The organism is Streptomyces sp. NPDC001406, assembly GCF_042895285.1.
Lineage (GTDB): Bacteria > Actinomycetota > Actinomycetes > Streptomycetales > Streptomycetaceae > Streptomyces.
The window spans coordinates 105,592-121,532 of sequence record NZ_JBIAWG010000006.1; the positions used below are offsets into that span (position 1 = coordinate 105,592).

The following is a 15,941-nucleotide window of genomic DNA, read 5'->3' on the forward strand; positions in this document are numbered from 1 at the left end:
CCGTCCGTAAGCCGCCGTCCGCGATTCGGCCACCCGCTGTTGGCGCGGCACGGAAAACCTCTCCGGATGTGACAGCGGTACAACTTCCCCAGCTCCCCCAGGGACGGTTCCCCCGACGCGTCCCCGTCCGCCAGGTCCTGTGCCTGGTGCCGCTCCTGCTCGTCACCGTGGCCGCGGTGCGGCATCGCTCCGTGCTCGCGGAGGGTTTCGGCCATCTGCGCACGGCCTCCTGGCCGTGGCTGCTGGCCGCGGGCGGTGCCACCTGTCTGACCTGGGTGGCCGCCGCGGTCACCCGGCAGGGCGCGGTGGTGCAGACGCTGCCGAAGCGGCGGCTGCTGGCCACGCAGTTCGCGGCGGGCGCGGCGAACCATCTGCTGCCCACCGGGCTGGGCGCGAGCGCGGTGAATCTGCGCTTCATGACGGTGTGCGGCGTTCCGCTCGCCCGCTCCTCGGCGGCGCTCGCGCTGTATCTCCTGGCGGAGAGTGTCGGCCGGCTGTCCCTGCTGGCGGCGCTGCTGATCGTCTTCCCGGACGCGCTGCGGCTCGGCACCCTGCTGCCGCACGGGACCCTGGGCCCGCTGCTCCTCGGCGCCGGTGCCCTGCTGCTGGTCGCGGCGGGCGCGCTCATGTTCGTACGACGGCTGCGCACGGCAGTGAGCTCCTTCCTGCGCACCGCGCTGGGCGAGGCCCGGTCGGTGCACGCCAGGCCCGCCCGGGCGCTGGCCCTGTGGGGCGGCTCCCTGGCGTTCCCCGCGCTGCAGGCCGCCGGCCTTGCCGCGGTGGGGCAGGCCCTCGGGCTGCCGGTGCCGCCGGCCCACATGGCGCTGGCGTATCTGGCGGCGACGGTCGCGGTGGCCCTGGTGCCCACCCCGGGCGGCCTCGGTTCCGTGGAGGCGGCACTGATCGTGGCGCTGGTCGCGGCGGGCGGTCCGGCGGCGGTCGCCACCGCGGTGGTGCTCGCCTATCGGATCATCACGGTCTGGGTGCCGCTGGTACCGGGTGCCCTGACGCTGGGTGCGCTGGTGCGGCTGAAGGTCATCTGAGGCAGAGTGCTCCTTCGACCCGACGGGGCGTCCGAGGCCGGCGCCCGAGGAAGGAGCGTCACCCGTGCCCGTACGTCTGGAGCGCAAGGATCACGTCACCACGGTCGTCCTCTCCCGGCCGGAGGTCCGCAACGCCGTGGACGGCCCGACGGCGGTGGAACTCGCCGCGGCCTTCCGGGCCTTCGAGGCCGACGACAACGCCCGGGTGGCGGTGCTGTGGGGTGAGGGCGGCACGTTCTGCGCCGGCGCGGACCTGAAGGCGATGGGCACGGACCGGGGCAACCGGGTGGCCGAGGACGGCGACGGACCGATGGGCCCGACCCGGCTGCGGCTGTCCAAGCCGGTGATCGCGGCGGTCGCCGGGCACGCCGTCGCCGGAGGTCTGGAGCTCGCCCTGTGGTGCGACCTGAGGGTCGCGGAGGAGGACGCGGTGTTCGGCGTGTACTGCCGCCGCTGGGGCGTTCCGCTCATCGACGGCGGCACGGTACGGCTGCCCCGGCTGATCGGCACCTCCCGGGCGATGGACATGATCCTCACCGGCCGCCCGGTACCGGCCCGGGAGGCGTACGACATCGGGCTGGCCAACCGGCTCGTCCCCACGGGCCGGGCCCGCCAGGAGGCGGAGGAGTTGGCGGCGTCCGTCGCCCGCTTCCCGCAGGCGTGCCTGCGCGGCGACCGGGCCTCGGTCCTCGACCAGGACGGGCTGGACGAGCCGGCGGCGATGCGGGGCGAACTCCGTTACGGAATGGACGTCTTGGCGCAGGCGCTGGAGGGCGCGGCACGATTCGCCGGGGGTGCGGGCCGGCACGGTTCGTTCACGGAGCTGTGAGTTGTGAGCTGTGAGCTGTGAGCTGTGAGCTGTGAGCTGTGAGCTGTGAGCTGTGAGCTGCGAGTGGCCGCCGTGACGCTGGTGCCGCGAACCCGGTGCCGATGACGCCCCGTTCGGGACGGATCTCCTGGTCCTCGGTACCGGGCAGGGTGCGAACCCCCGTGCCGGATACGGCAGGATGAGCGCTCGCGCCGGTCGACGACGCCGTACGGCCCGGTGCGACCGCACATCCCGGCAACGAGCAGGTGACTTCGTGACGAGACTTCACATCCGGCCGCCGGCGGCACCGTCCGCCGCAGCTTCCCGACCCGGAGGTGACCGGTGAACCGCGCGCTGACCCTGGACGATCTGATCCTCGCCGGCGTGGCCCTGGCGGCCGGTCTGCTGGCGGCCTTCCTGTCACGCATGCTGCTGCGCTGGCTGGCCAAGCACGCCAAGCGGACCCGCTGGAGCGGCGACGACGTGATGGTGGACGCGCTGCGCACCGTCGTGCCCTGGGCGGCGATCGCGGGCGGTGCGGCCGCCGCGGCGGCGGTGCTGCCGCTGACCAGAACGGTCCAGCACCACACCAACCAGTGCCTCCAGGTGCTGCTCATCTTCGCGGTGACCGTGTCGGCGGCCCGGGTGATCGCCGGTCTGGTGCAGTCGGTCACCCAGTCCCGCTCCGGCGTCGCCGGTTCGGCCACGATCTTCGTCAACATCACCCGGGTGCTGGTGATGGCGATCGGCTTCCTGGTGGTGCTGCAGACGCTGGGCATCTCCATAGCGCCCCTGCTCACCGCGCTGGGTGTCGGTGGTCTGGCGGTCGCGCTGGCTCTCCAGGACACCCTCGCCAACCTCTTCGCGGGCATCCACATCCTCGCCTCCAAGACCGTCCAGCCGGGCGACTACATCCGGCTGAGCAGCGGCGAGGAGGGGTACGTCGTCGACATCAACTGGCGTCAGACCACCGTCCGCCAGCTCTCCAACAACCTGGTGGTCGTCCCCAACGGGCAGCTCGCGAAGACGAACATGACCAACTTCACCCGGCCCGAGCAGCGGCTGACCATCCTGCTGCAGGTGGGCGTGAGCTACGACAGCGACCTCGACCAGGTCGAGCGCGTCACGACCGAGGTGATCGCCGAGACGATGACCGAGATCACCGGCGCGCTGCCGGACCACGAGCCGGCCATCCGCTTCCACACCTTCGGCGACTCCCGGATCGGCTTCACGGTGATCCTCGGCGTGGGCGAGTTCAGCGACCAGTACCGGATCAAGCACGAGTTCATCAAGCGGCTGCACCGCCGCTACCGCGAGGAGGGCATCCGCATCCCGTCCCCCACCCGGACGGTGGCGCTGCAGCAGGGCGAGGTGATGATTCCGCAGCAGCGCAACGCCGACGACGTGACGTCGAGCCCGGCCGCCTTCGAGTAGCGGCCGGGAGGCTCGCGGGGTCCGTGGAGCGGTCGCCGTACGCTCCGAAGCGGCATGGCGCCTCTCCCGGACCCCGATCTTTCGAGTCGCGGGCCCCTGTCGAGTCGGGGGCGGTCACGAGATATCTTGATGTCGAGCAATGTTGCAGACGTGGAGCGGAGCACCCGGTGACTGACTCGACCATCATCTACACCTACACAGACGAGGCCCCGGCCCTGGCGACGCATTCGTTCCTGCCGGTGATCCAGGCGTATGCCTCGCAGGCCGGTGTCGCGGTCGACACCCGCGACATCTCACTGGCCGGGCGCATCATCGCCGTCTTCCCGGAGTATCTGAACGAGGACCAGCGCATCCCCGACGCGCTGGCCGAGCTGGGCGAGCTGGCCAGGACCCCCGAGGCCAACATCATCAAGCTGCCGAACGTCTCGGCGTCGATCCCGCAGCTCAGGGCCGCCATCGCCGAGCTGCAGGGCAAGGGCTACGCCCTGCCGGACTACCCGGACGACCCGAAGACCGACGAGGAGCGCGAGATCCGCGCCCGCTACGACAAGATCAAGGGCTCCGCCGTCAACCCGGTCCTGCGCGAGGGCAACTCCGACCGCCGCGCCCCGGCCTCGGTCAAGAACTACGCCAAGACCCACCCGCACCGCATGGGCGCCTGGAGCTCCGACTCCAAGACCAACGTGGCGACCATGGACGCGGACGACTTCTGCTCCACCGAGAAGTCCACGGTGATCTCCAAGGCCGGTGCGCTGCGCATCGAGCTCAAGGGCGACGACGGCTCCACCACCGTCCTGCGCGAGTCGGTACCGGTCCTTGAGGGCGAGGTCGTCGACGCCTCCGTGATGCGCGTGGCCGCGCTGCGCGAGTTCCTGACCGCGCAGGTCGCCCGCGCCAAGGAGGAGGGCGTCCTGTTCTCCGTGCACCTGAAGGCCACGATGATGAAGGTCTCCGACCCCATCGTCTTCGGTCACGTGGTGCGCGCCTTCTTCCCGAAGACGTTCGCGAAGTACGGCGAGACGTTCGCCGCGGCCGGTCTGACCCCGAACGACGGTCTGGGCGGCATCCTCAAGGGCGTCGAGGCCCTGCCGGAGGGCGCCGAGATCAAGGCCTCCTTCGAGGCCGAGCTCGCCGAGGGCCCGGCGCTGGCGATGGTCGACTCCGACAAGGGCATCACCAACCTGCACGTGCCGTCCGACGTCATCGTCGACGCCTCGATGCCGGCCATGATCCGCACCTCCGGCCACATGTGGGGCCCGGACGGCCAGGAGGCCGACACCCTCGCGGTGCTGCCGGACTCCTCCTACTCCGGCGTCTACCAGGTCGTCATCGAGGACTGCCGGGCCAACGGCGCCTACGACCCGTCCACCATGGGCTCCGTCGCGAACGTCGGTCTGATGGCGCAGAAGGCCGAGGAGTACGGCTCCCACGACAAGACCTTCGAGATCCCGACCACCGGTACCGTCCGCCTGGTCGACCAGGACGGCAACGTCGTCCTGGAGCAGACCGTCTCCGCCGGCGACATCTTCCGCGCCTGCCAGGCCAAGGACGCGCCGATCAGGGACTGGGTGAAGCTGGCCGTCACCCGCGCCCGCGCCACCGGCGACCCGGCCGTGTTCTGGCTGGACGAGAACCGCGCGCACGACGCCAACCTGATCGCCAAGGTCAACGCCTACCTGCCGGAGCACGACACCGAGGGCCTGGACATCCGCATCCTGTCCCCCGTCGAGGCGACCAAGCTGTCGGTGGAGCGCATCCGCCGCGGTGAGAACACCATCTCGGTGACCGGCAACGTCCTGCGTGACTACCTCACCGACCTCTTCCCCATCCTGGAGCTGGGCACCAGCGCCAAGATGCTGTCGGTCGTCCCGCTGATGGCGGGCGGCGGCCTGTTCGAGACGGGCGCCGGCGGTTCCGCGCCGAAGCACGTCCAGCAGCTGCTCAAGGAGAACTACCTGCGCTGGGACTCGCTCGGTGAGTTCTTCGCCCTGGTCCCGGCTTTCGAGCAGTACGGCAAGAGCACCGGCAACGCCCGCGCCCAGGTCCTCGCCGACACCCTCGACCGTGCCACGGCGACCTTCCTCAACGAGGACAAGTCCCCGACCCGTCGCGTCGGCGGCATCGACAACCGCGGCAGCCACTTCTACCTGTCCCTGTACTGGGCGCAGGAGCTGGCCCGGCAGACCGACGACGCCGACCTGGCCAAGGCCTTCGCCCCGATCGCCGAGACGCTCGCCGCCAACGAGCAGAAGATCGTCGACGAGCTGATCGCCGTCCAGGGCTCCCCGGCCGACATCGGCGGCTACTACAAGCCGGAGAAGGCCAAGGCGGACGCGATCATGCGCCCGTCGGCCACCTGGAACGAGGCGCTCGCGTCCCTCAGCTGACGCGTGACGCCCGCGGCACACCGGCCGCCCCCGTGAGGAACCCCGCCCCGGTCGGCACCCCCGACCGGGGCGGGGCATTTCCGGGCGGGGCCGGGGCTGCGCGGGCGGCCGGAGCCCGGCCGGGCTGCGCGGGCAGCCGGGGTCCGGCCCGCGAAGTGCGGGACACCGATGGTGATTTCCGAGGCTCCGTGCCGATGCCGGTGAGGATCCTCCCGGGACGCCCGGAGGTCGCTGTCGGCGGCCCCGGCCCGACCCGCCGGCTCGCGCGTGTCACGTACCGCAGCGAGCCGGGGCTCCGGGTCCGCTTCGATCGCCGCCACCCGCCCAGCGGGCCGAGTCGACCGCCCGCATGCCGTCGGCCGACCGGCTCCGGGTGATCACCCGAAGAAGGACTCACCGGCCGCACGCGCCCTCACCAGTCCGCGTCGCGATCAGCTCCTCCACGTCCGCGTCGGCGAAGCCATACGCGTCGGCGACGAATCCGAAGTCCCCGGCTATCTCCTCGCGGGCCACCGTCTCGATCTCGCTGTCGGCCGCCTCGAACTCGGCCTGCAGGTCGTTGAACTCGTCCGTGGCCGCCTGGGTCAGGACGTACAGCGCGGGCAGGTCCGCCGGGCGCTCCGTCTCGATGCGCTCGCACAGGCGCAGCAGGATCTCCCTGCCCCGGTCCACCACCCGGTCGGGGTAGTAGTCGTCGCGGTACAGGCCCCGCAGAAACCCGTGCGCGATCACCTGCTCGTTGCTGATGGGCATGCGGCCCCCGCCCTTCGGTCGTCGCTCGATGTGGCACCTTCGATCATGCAGCACGCCACTGACAACGCCCCGGGAGCAGCCCATGACCCCTGCCGCACCGTCCTTCGAGCTCCTGCCCGGTGCCGACGACTCCCCGGTGATCCTTCATGTGCCGCACTCCGCACGGGAGATACCGGCCGAGGTGCGCAAGGGCATCGTGCTGGACGACGCGGAGCTTGAGCGCGAGCTCGACCACATCGTCGACGCGCACACCGCCGAGATCGCGCGGGCCGCGGCGGAGCTGGCCGGTGCCACCCCCTGGCGGTTCGTGAACCGGCTGTCGCGGCTGGTCGTCGACCCGGAGCGGTTCCCGGACGAGCGGGAGGAGATGCTCCCCGTCGGGATGGGCGCCGTGTATACGCGGACCACGCACCGGGCTCCCCTGCGGCCCGAGGACACCGACCCCGAGCCGCTGCTCGGCCGGTATTTCCGGCCGTACGCGCGGGCGATGACCGAGGCGGTGCGCGACCGGCTCGCCGCCACCGGGCGGGCCGTCGTGATCGACGTCCACTCCTACCCCACCGAGCGGCTGCCCTACGAGCTGCACGGCGCGGGCCCACGGCCGCCGGTCTGCGTGGGCACCGACGCCTTCCACACGCCGGCCGGGCTCGCGGAGCTGGCCCGCGAGGCGTTCGCCGGGTGCGGGGAGACGGGACTCGACAGCCCCTTCAGCGGGGCTTACGTACCACTGGAGTTCTACGGGAAGGACCCGCGGGTCGGCGCGCTGATGGTGGAGATCCGCCGGGACACGTACATGACCGAGCCCGGCGGGCCCGCCGGGCCGGGGCTGTCCCGGCTCGCGTCGGCGCTGGCCGCCCTGATCGACGGCGTGGACGGCGTCGCCGTCGGCGGATGATTCCTCGTCCAGCGCTCCTCATGCAGCACTCCTCATGGAGCACTCCTGCAGGACAGGCGCCGGTCCCCGTACCAGGGTGGAGGGCATGACGGAGGACGCCGGCACGGAGCGGGGCACGGTCGTCGGCCGGGCCGCGCCGCCCGTGCGGGACTGGCCCGCCCTCGACCTGGCGGGGACGGAGTTCGACCCGGTCCTCGCGGACCTCATGCGCGAGGGTCCGCTGACTCGTATCCGCCTTCCGTTCGGCGACGGCTGGGCGTGGCTGGCCACCCGCCACGAGGACGTCAGGGCGATCACCACCGATCCGCGGTTCAGCCGCGCGGAGCTGACCCGGCGCCAGGTGACACGGCTGGCCCCGCACTTCAAGCCGCGCCCGGGTTCGCTGGCGTTCGCCGACCAGCCCGACCACAACCGGCTGCGCAGGCCGGTCGCCGGAGCGTTCACGGCGGCGGCGATGCGGCGGCTGCGGCCCCGCGCGCGGGAGATCCTCGACGGGATCATGGACGGGGTCGTACGGGACGGGCCGCCGGCCGATCTGATCGAGCGGCTGCTGGAGCCCTTACCGATCGCCGTGGTCAGCGAGGTCATGGGCGTGCCCGCAGCGGACCGGGCGCGGGTGCACGGCTGGACGCGGCACATCATCTCCACCTCCGGTGGGGCCGAGGCCGCCGACCGGGCGAAGAACGGCCTGTACGGGTGGATCACCGAGACGATCCGGTCCCGCGCCCACAGCTCCGACGACTCGGTGTACTCGCTGCTCGGCGCCGCGGTGGCCCGTGGCGGGATCAGCGAGGAGGAGGCGGCCGGCCTCGCGGGTCCGCTGCAGATCGGGGGTGAGGCGGTCACCCACAACTGTGGCCAGATGCTGTTCCTGATGCTCACCCGGCCCGGACTGCTGGACCGGCTGCGTACCCGTCCCGAGTCGCGTGCCACCGTCCTCGACGAGCTGCTGCGCTACATCCCGCACCGCAGCACCGTGGGCCTGGCCCGCATCGCCCTGGAGGACGTCGATGTCCGGGGCGTGCGGATCGGCGCGGGCGAGCCGGTGTACGTCTCCTATCTGGCCGCCAATCGCGACCCGGAGGTCTTCCCCGACCCGGACCGCATCGACCCCGACCGCGATCCGAACCCGCACCTCGCCTTCGGCAACGGCCCGCACCGCTGCACCGGCGCCGTCCTCGGCAGGCTGCAGACCGAACTGCTGATCGACGCCGTACTGGACCGTCTGCCCGGCCTGCGTCTGGCGGTCCCGCCCGACGAGGTGCCCTGGCGCCGCAGGACGATGATCCGCGGCCCGCGGACCCTGCCGGTCACCTGGCGGGAACCGCGGACCCTGCGGGCAGGGTCCGCGGACGGGGCCGGAAAGGTCAGGCCCTGAGCCACTCCGTCACGATGACGTTTCCACCGGTGCGCAGGCGCAGTGCGAACGGACCCGCGGGGGGTGTGTCGCTGGTGAAGCGGCCCATCGCGTCCACCGGGACCTGGGCCGCCGCCTGGAGGCCGCCGAGCACCTCGATCCGGGCCTGCTGGGGCGGCAGCACCTGCCCCATCAGACCCGCACCGGTGACCTCGACGTCGACGGTCAGCTCGCCGGCGCGGAAGGTCAGCATCCGCGGCGGGTCCGTCGCCCCCCTCACCGGGATCGCGTCGACCAGGGAGTCGAAGGTCAGCTCGGCGATACCGGCATCGAGGTCGTGCAACGCATAGGCCTCGATGGCCAGTTGGCGCAGCTCGGCCGGGACCGGGTCCAGTATCGCGGCCGCCTGCCGCAGTTCCTCCTCCAGGAGTCCGGCATCGAACTCGGCGTCGAACTCCATGTCCGCGAAGGCCTCGTCCGGGGCGAGGCCGTCGTCGCCCCTGCCGTGCACGCCGCCGTTCCCGTCGCCGTTCATCCCACCGCTCATGTCGCTCACCGCGTCCCCCGTGCGTCCAGTCGCGCCCTCAGCCTGCGCAGACAGCGCTGCCGCAGCGGTCCGATGCTGCCCACCGCGATGCCCAGCGCGGCGGACACCTCGACATAGCTCGGCGGCGGCGAGGCCATCAGGACCCGCAGCAACTGCCTGCAGCGCTCGCCGAGTTCCTCGAACTCCTGCCACAGCCACCGGATGCGCTCGGCCTCCGCGGCCTGCTCCTCGGAGTCGATCAGCGACTGCTCGGGCGTGCGGTCCTCGCTGACCCGGTCCAGCACCTGCGGATCGTCGGTCGGCATCAGCCGCGTCAGGCCCCTGATCACCTTCAGGCACTCGTGCCGCGCCGTGCTGGCCAGCCAGGACCCCGCCTTGTCGGGTTCCCGGATCCGGCCGAGGTGCTGCGCGAAGCGGAACCACACGGTCTGGTACACCTCGTGGCCGTCGGCGTCCGAGAGCCGGTGCGCGCGCACGACCGACCACACCAGCGGGCTCAACCCCTCAACGAGCGCCTTCCAGGCAGCCGCGTCACCGTCGACGGCGGCAGACTGGACCAACGCGCCGACCTCTGCTCGGTCCACGGCCTCACCCCTCGTGTACGGCATGTCATCGTACGCCGTGGAGGGGAGGGTTCCGGCCCTCATGCGGGAGGTGCCAGTCGCACGACAGGGGCCGGGCGCCAGGTCGCCGGGCGCAGGGCCGGTACGTGCGCCCCGCGCACTTCCGCGTACTCGGTGTTGCTCTCCAGGAGTTGTTTGCGCGCCGCGCGCGGGGCGCGCTCCTTGTGCGCCGTCATCTGGGCGGCGACGAGCCCTGCCGCGACCGGAGTGGCGAACGACGTTCCGCTCCACTGCGCGAACCCCTCGAACATCACCTGGTCCGGCTTGCCCGAGGTGCTCTCCCGCTCCTCGCTCAACACGCCGGTGTGGCGCGGGTACTGGCAGGTGCAGGCATAGGTGAAGCCGAACCGGCAGGCGTCGTAGGTGGAGTGCTGGTAGACATACGGCACGGGCGCGTCGAAGCCGGTGAGGGCACTGGTGAGGCGCTCGCCGGGGGCATAGACCTTCACCCAGGAGCCGTGGTTGCTGAAGCAGGCGCCGAACTCGCCGTCGCCGCGCAGCGCTCCGACCGACAGAACGGCGTCCTCGTAGTCGGGCAGGGAGGCGTAGGCGGCGGGCCAGAACGGGGTGGCGCTGCCGTTGTTGCCGGCCGCGGCGACCAACAGGGTGCCCTGGGCGCGCAGTTCCCGCATGAAGGCGTCGATGCCGAGCAGACCGTCGGTGCGGCCGTTGGAGGTGCCCGCGGAGAGGCTGATGATGTCGGGCCAGCCGCCCTGGTCGACGGCCTCGAAGAGCTTGGTGCCGAAGTCCGACTCCAGGATGGCGCCCGCGTCGTTGAGGGTGTTGCGGACGGTGACGTCGGTGTTGGGCGCCACGGCCGCGACGAGCCCGGCGATGAACGTGCCGTGGCCGACGTACTGCTGGAGGACGCCCGCCTCGTCGGTCTCCCTGATCTGGCCGTCGCCCTCGGTGTGGGCGAGCAGCGGGTAGGACCGGTAGTCGTGCATCAGCCCGGTGTCGATGACGAGGACTCCGACGGCGGTGTCCTGGTCGTACGGCGTCTCGGCCGTCGCCGGGTTCGGTGGCTGGGTGAGTGGGGCGGGTACTGGTTCGTCGCCCGGACAGGCGTTGACCGCGATCGAGACCACGTGGTTCCGGCTGATCAGCCGGTGCCCCCGGCGGCCCTCCGCCTCGCGCATGGCCCGCAGCGCGTGTCCGACCGCCCGGTCGCCGCTGCGGTCGCCGTGGCCCGGGTCGCCGACCTGGATGCGGGTGATGCCCGTCCGGTTCTCCACCGGGCCCGCCCGGCGCACATGGTCCGCGACCAGGCCGGTGGTCTCCGTGAAGTGCGCGCGCACGGTGTCCTCGACGGCCCGTGCCTCTTCACCGTCGCGGGCCAGCACGACGCCCTTTTCGTAGAAGAACTCGGCGGAGTCGTCCGGCCCCATCGCCAGGGGGACATCGGGCATGGAGCGCTGGATCTGGTCGAACTGCTCGTGGAATCGCTGAGGTGCCATGGCGTGTCCTCCCACTGGTGCGGCGGTCGTCAGTCAGAGCGGCGGAACCATCGATTGATACAGCCGACGACGACCGGACCAAACCCGTATGACGTGTATGACGGGTATCCGAAGACCACTAACATCCGAGGGGTGACAGCGGGAAGCGACTCGGTTCTCGAACTGCTGCCGATGGTGTTCGCCGCTCCCAACGAGGCGCTGGCGAGGGCGGAGCTGGTGCTCGACGCCGATCCGCCGCCGTTGCACGCCTCCGTCGCGCACCAGGTGATCGGTATCTGGCAACGGGACTTCGGCGACATGCGCATCGCCCTGCGCCACTTGTGGCGCGCCCGCGACCTCGCCGCGCGCGCTCAGACGCCGGACCGGGAGGCGGACGTCCTCGCCACGCTGGGGGTCGCACTGGTGCATGCGGGGCGCACACGGCAGGGTCTCTCGGCGTTCGAGCGCGGTGTCGCGCGCGGGAGCGGACACACCCGGGCCCGTGTGCTGTACCGCCGCGCCTACGTCTGGTGGGTACTGGGTCACCACCGCGAGGCACTGGAGGACGTACGCCGCGCCATACCCGTGCTGCGGCAGGCGGACGACGTCATCTGGACGGCACGGGCGCTGACCCTGCGGGCGACGGTGCATCTGGCGCTCGGCGCGGTGGACCGGGCCGACGCCGACTTCACCTCGGCCGAGCGGCTGTGGGACACCACGGGCCAGGAGCACGACAAGGCCGACGCGGTGGAGAGCCGGGGCCTGACGGCGTTCCGGTCGGGTGACATTCCGGCGGCGCTGCGGCTGCTGGACGAGGCCGAGGAGCGGTACGCCAAGCTCGGCACGCCCACCTTCATGCTCTACATCCGGCGCTGCGAGGTGCTGATGGCCGCCGGGCTGGCCCCGGAGGCGCTGGCCGAGGCGGACGCGGCGATCGGGGTGCTCGACGAGATCGGCGGGCAGTCCACCCGCAAGGCCGAACTGCTGCTCGCCGCCGCGCGGGCCGCCCGGTCGGCCGGGGACCCGCACACCGCCATCGCCCGGGCCGCCGTCGCCGTAAGACTGTTCGCCGGGCAGCGGCGCACCTGGTGGGAGACGCACGCACGGCTGGTGCTGATCGAGGCCCGGGTGGCCGCCGGGCGCAGTTCGGGGCGGCTGGTCGCCGACGCGGCCGCGGTCGCCGAGCGGCTGGCGTCCTTCGGTTCGCCGTACGCGCCGGAGGCCTCGCTGCTCGCGGGCCGGATCGCGCTGTCCCTGGGTTGGACGGCGGACGCGGAGCGGCATCTGGCCGTGGCCGCGCGCAGCAGACGCGGCGGGCCGCCGCTGGCCCGGATGACGGGATGGGCCGCGCAGGCGCTGCGGGCGCGGGCGGCCGGTTCCGGGCGGGGGGTCCTGGAGGCCTGCCGGCGCGGTCTGGACGTCCTCGACGACCATCGGATGACGCTGGGCGCCTCGGAGCTCAGGGCCCGGGCCACGGCGCAGGGTGCGGAACTCGCCGCACTGGCCCAGCAGGCCAGCCTCGCCCAGGGCGGTCCACGGCGGCTGCTGGTGTGGAGCGAGCGCTGGCGGGCCACGGTGCTGTCCGCGCCGCCCACCCGGCCGCCCGCCGATCCGGCGCTGCTGAGCGGTCTGACCGCGTTCCGGGAGATCGCGGCCCGTGCCGAGGCCGCCCGCATGGACGGCCGCCCGGTGCCCGCCCTGGAGCGCGAACAGCGGCGCCTGGAACGGGAGATCCGTTCCCGCACCCACCACACCCATGGCGACGCGCCCGGCTACGGGGACCGCTTCGACCCCGGCCGGCTCCTCGACCGGCTCGGCGACGGGCGGCTGGTGGAACTCGCGGTGCTCGACGGGCGGGTGCATGTGCTGCTGTGCGGGCAGGGGCGGGTACGGCGGTTCGACGGCGGGGCGCTCGCGGAGGCGGTGGCCGAGGCCGAGCACGTCCAGGCGGGGCTGCGGCGCCTGGCGCACCCGGGGGCGGAGGGCCGGTTGCCGCTGGTCGAGGCGGCCGGGCGGCGGCTGGAGGAACTGCTGCTGGGCGGGGCCGTGCCGCACCTCGGGTCCGGGCCGGTCGTGGTGGTGCCGCCCGGCGCGTTGCACCGCGTGCCCTGGGCGCTGCTGCCCTCGCTGCGGGACCGGGTGCTCAGTGTGTCGCCGTCGGCGAGCAGTTGGCTGCGGGCCCGGGAGACGGAGCCGCCGCCGGACGGGGCGCATGTCCTGGTGCGCGGGCCGGGACTGGCCACCGGCGGCGCCGAAGTGCCCGAGCTGGCCGACCGGTACGGCACCGCGAAGGTCCTGGAGTACGACGACGCGCAGGTGCCCCGGGTGCTGGAGGAACTGGACGGCGCGGCGCTGGCGCATATCGCGGCGCACGGCACGTTCCGGGCGGACAGTCCCCTGTTCTCCTCGCTGCGGATGGCCGACGGCCCGCTGATCGTGCATGACTTCGAGCGTCTCGACCGCAGCCCGTACCGGATCATCCTGTCCAGCTGCGACACCGCCCGGCTCGCCTCGGTCGGCGCCGACGAGCTGCTCGGTCTGGTCACGGCGCTGCTGCCGCTGGGCACGGCGGGGGTGGTGGCGAGCAGCGCGCCGGTCAACGACGCCGCGGTGGTGCCGCTGATGCTCGCCCTGCACAAGGGCCTGAGCGCCGGCCTCTCCCTGGCCGAGGCCCTCCGCGACGCCCGCTTGGCACTGCCCGGCGACGCGGTGCACCAGGCGACGGGGTGGGCGTTCGCGGCGTTCGGCGCGGCGTGAGGCGAGGGGCGGATGAGACGCACCACCCGGCACCGGGCTCGCGTCTGCCCGCCCCGGGCGGGCCTCAGGCCGACTCGGTGGCCGGCAGGTCGACCAGCCAGGGCAGCGCGCCGCGGTCGGCGGCGCCGAGGCGGGTGTAGGCGCTGTAGAGGTGGTTGCCGACGGTGCGGATCGACAGGGTCAGCTGTTCGGCGATCTGGCGGTTGCTCAGCCCGGCGGCCGCGAGGGTGACGACCTGCCGCTGCCGGGCGGTGAGTTCGCCGAGGACCAGGCCGGCCAGGGCCGGGGTGCGGGCACCCTGGCAGCGGCGGGCGAGGGCGACCGCGCGGGTGCGGGAGGTGCGGGAGGCACGCGGGTCGCGGTGCGCGCGTACGGCCTGGGCGTGCGCCTCGGCCGCGAACAGCAGGAAGCCGCGCTCCTCCAGGGCCTCGGCGGCACGGTCCAGCGCGGCACCGTCCCCGCGGGCCAGCGCGTCGGCATGGCGGGCGAACACCCCGCCGGCCGGCAGCCGGCCGGTGGCCTGCTCGGGCGTGCCGAGCCGTACGGCGTCGTAGCGGGCGTACATGTCGCCCCCGGCGGCCGCCCGCGCGGCGCCGTCGGGTCCACCCCGGGCCACGGTCGCCTCGTCCGCCGTCGTCACCGCACCCAACTGCTCGGCGGCCAGGGCGAGTTCACCCCGGCAGGACGCGTCGTCCGGCGTCCACCGCAGCCCCTCCCCCGCCCAGGCCGCCGCCTCCCGCAGCTCCCCCCGAAGCCGCGCGTACCGGGCGCGTACGGCCGCGTAGCCGGCCGGTACCGGCGCGCCCTCCTCCGCCAGCCACTCCCCCACGGGCGTCGGCGTCCCCCGGACGTCCAGGTCCTCGATCCCGCGGGCCAGCGCGTCCCGTTCGGCCTCCAGCGCCGCCCGGCACTGCTGCGGTGTGCGGGCCAGCCGTCGGGCCCGCAGCCGTCCGGCGGTGGCCCGCAGTGCCGGGCCGTGCAGGGGGTGGGCCAGGTGGGCGGCGCCCCGGTCGTCCACCCGGATCAGGCCGTCCGCCTCCAGGCGTTCCAGGGCCGCCAGGTCGAGGTCGTCCAGCCGCGGCGGCAGGGGTCCGGCGAAGGCGAGGCGTTCCAGGGTCTCCCGCTCCGCGGGACCGCGGCGGTCCAGGACCGGGGCGGTGCGCTCGCGCACGGTGGGGGTCACGGGGAGCGGCCCCCGCCACGCCCATTCGTCCGTGTCCGGTACGCGTGTCAGCAGCCCGGACTCGCGCACCGCGCCCAGCAGGTCGCGCAGCAGCCGCAGATCGCCCCGGCACACCCGGTGCAGCCGGTTCACGGTGAGCCGCTCCAGGGCGCCGCCCAGGGCGAGCAGCCGGGCCGTGTCCTCACGGGGCAGCGGCTCCAGGGCCAGCCGCGGCAGGAGTTCACCGGTCCACAGCCGGGACACCGCGCCGGGTACCGGGGCGCCGTCCGAGGCGACCACGACCAGACGGGTACGGCCGTGCACGGCGAGCTGGTGGACCAGGGCGGCGGAGGCCTCGTCGAGCAGATGGGCGTCGTCCACCACGAGCAGTCGTACGCCGGACAGGATGTGCACCGCGCGGTGCAGCGAGACCGACTCGGGCAACAGGTGCGCGAACGCGGCGAAGGACAGCCCACGGGACTGCGGCGTCCCGGTCACCCGGGCCCCGTCGGTGCCGCGCAGGGCCTCCGTGACGAGCCGGGTCTTGCCGCAGCCCGCCGCTCCGGTCACCACGATGCCGTGGCGTCCGGCGGTCAAGGACCGGCGGATCAGCTCCAGTTCGTCCTCCCGGCCGGTGAACGGCCAGGGCAGTTCGAGGGTCTTCGCGTCCTGTGCGTAAGTCGTCACGACATCAAGAGCCCGCATACTCACTCCTGATACAGGGGGACTTGAGTAGCCC

General features: G+C 73.2%; 12 protein-coding genes. 7 read left to right on the forward strand and 5 right to left on the reverse strand.

Features of this window, described 5'->3' with window-relative positions; all coding sequences use genetic code 11:
- The first annotated feature begins 68 nt into the window (after positions 1-68).
- The 4 genes from ACFY1J_RS15910 to ACFY1J_RS15925 all read left to right on the forward strand — a co-directional run bounded on the left by ACFY1J_RS15910 (position 69) and on the right by ACFY1J_RS15925 (position 5,672).
- Positions 69-1,043 (forward strand): YbhN family protein, encoded by a 975-nt coding sequence (locus tag ACFY1J_RS15910; protein ID WP_390705677.1) that lies wholly within the window; start codon positions 69-71, stop codon positions 1,041-1,043.
- A gap of 64 nt (positions 1,044-1,107) precedes the next feature.
- Positions 1,108-1,872, forward strand: a complete 765-nt coding sequence (locus tag ACFY1J_RS15915) for a crotonase/enoyl-CoA hydratase family protein (RefSeq protein ID WP_390731353.1) — start codon at positions 1,108-1,110, stop codon at positions 1,870-1,872.
- A gap of 321 nt (positions 1,873-2,193) precedes the next feature.
- Positions 2,194-3,285: a mechanosensitive ion channel family protein gene (locus tag ACFY1J_RS15920; protein ID WP_390731354.1), complete on the forward strand. Its 1,092-nt coding sequence runs from the start codon at positions 2,194-2,196 to the stop codon at positions 3,283-3,285.
- Positions 3,286-3,452: 167 nt separating this feature from the next.
- Positions 3,453-5,672 carry an NADP-dependent isocitrate dehydrogenase gene (locus ACFY1J_RS15925; RefSeq protein WP_390705674.1) on the forward strand — a complete coding sequence of 740 codons (2,220 nt, stop codon included), beginning with the start codon at positions 3,453-3,455 and terminating at the stop codon, positions 5,670-5,672.
- 393 nt (positions 5,673-6,065) lie between these two features.
- Here the strand turns inward: ACFY1J_RS15925 and ACFY1J_RS15930 are convergent, their stop codons facing one another.
- The gene (locus tag ACFY1J_RS15930) at positions 6,066-6,425 is read right to left on the reverse strand and encodes a DUF5713 family protein (protein ID WP_390731355.1); all 360 of its coding nucleotides are present in this window, start codon (positions 6,423-6,425) and stop codon (positions 6,066-6,068) included.
- Positions 6,426-6,507: 82 nt separating this feature from the next.
- Between ACFY1J_RS15930 and ACFY1J_RS15935 the strand changes: the two genes are divergently transcribed.
- Positions 6,508-7,320, forward strand: coding sequence for an N-formylglutamate amidohydrolase (locus ACFY1J_RS15935; RefSeq protein WP_390731356.1), 813 nt, complete (start codon positions 6,508-6,510; stop codon positions 7,318-7,320).
- An 85-nt stretch (positions 7,321-7,405) separates the two neighbouring features.
- A complete protein-coding gene (locus tag ACFY1J_RS15940; RefSeq protein WP_390731357.1) occupies positions 7,406-8,698 on the forward strand; it encodes a cytochrome P450 in 1,293 nt (430 codons plus the stop codon).
- Here ACFY1J_RS15940 and ACFY1J_RS15945 read toward each other — a convergent pair.
- The 3 genes from ACFY1J_RS15945 to ACFY1J_RS15955 are packed head-to-tail and all read right to left on the reverse strand — an operon-like array spanning position 8,688 to position 11,304.
- The gene (locus tag ACFY1J_RS15945) at positions 8,688-9,224 is read right to left on the reverse strand and encodes a hypothetical protein (protein WP_390705670.1); all 537 of its coding nucleotides are present in this window, start codon (positions 9,222-9,224) and stop codon (positions 8,688-8,690) included. The genes ACFY1J_RS15940 and ACFY1J_RS15945 overlap by 11 nt on opposite strands.
- Positions 9,225-9,229: 5 nt before the next feature.
- Complete coding sequence (locus tag ACFY1J_RS15950; protein ID WP_390731358.1) at positions 9,230-9,871, reverse strand: RNA polymerase sigma factor; 642 nt, start codon at positions 9,869-9,871, stop codon at positions 9,230-9,232.
- Positions 9,868-11,304 carry a S8/S53 family peptidase gene (locus ACFY1J_RS15955; protein WP_390731359.1) on the reverse strand — a complete coding sequence of 479 codons (1,437 nt, stop codon included), beginning with the start codon at positions 11,302-11,304 and terminating at the stop codon, positions 9,868-9,870. The genes ACFY1J_RS15950 and ACFY1J_RS15955 overlap by 4 nt, the downstream gene beginning before the upstream one ends.
- A 132-nt stretch (positions 11,305-11,436) precedes the next feature.
- Between ACFY1J_RS15955 and ACFY1J_RS15960 the strand changes: the two genes are divergently transcribed.
- Positions 11,437-14,040, forward strand: coding sequence for a CHAT domain-containing protein (locus tag ACFY1J_RS15960; RefSeq protein WP_390731360.1), 2,604 nt, complete (start codon positions 11,437-11,439; stop codon positions 14,038-14,040).
- A 64-nt stretch (positions 14,041-14,104) separates the two neighbouring features.
- Here ACFY1J_RS15960 and ACFY1J_RS15965 read toward each other — a convergent pair whose 3' ends face one another.
- Positions 14,105-15,907 (reverse strand): LuxR C-terminal-related transcriptional regulator, encoded by a 1,803-nt coding sequence (locus tag ACFY1J_RS15965; protein ID WP_390731361.1) that lies wholly within the window; start codon positions 15,905-15,907, stop codon positions 14,105-14,107.
- Positions 15,908-15,941: the final 34 nt, after the last annotated feature.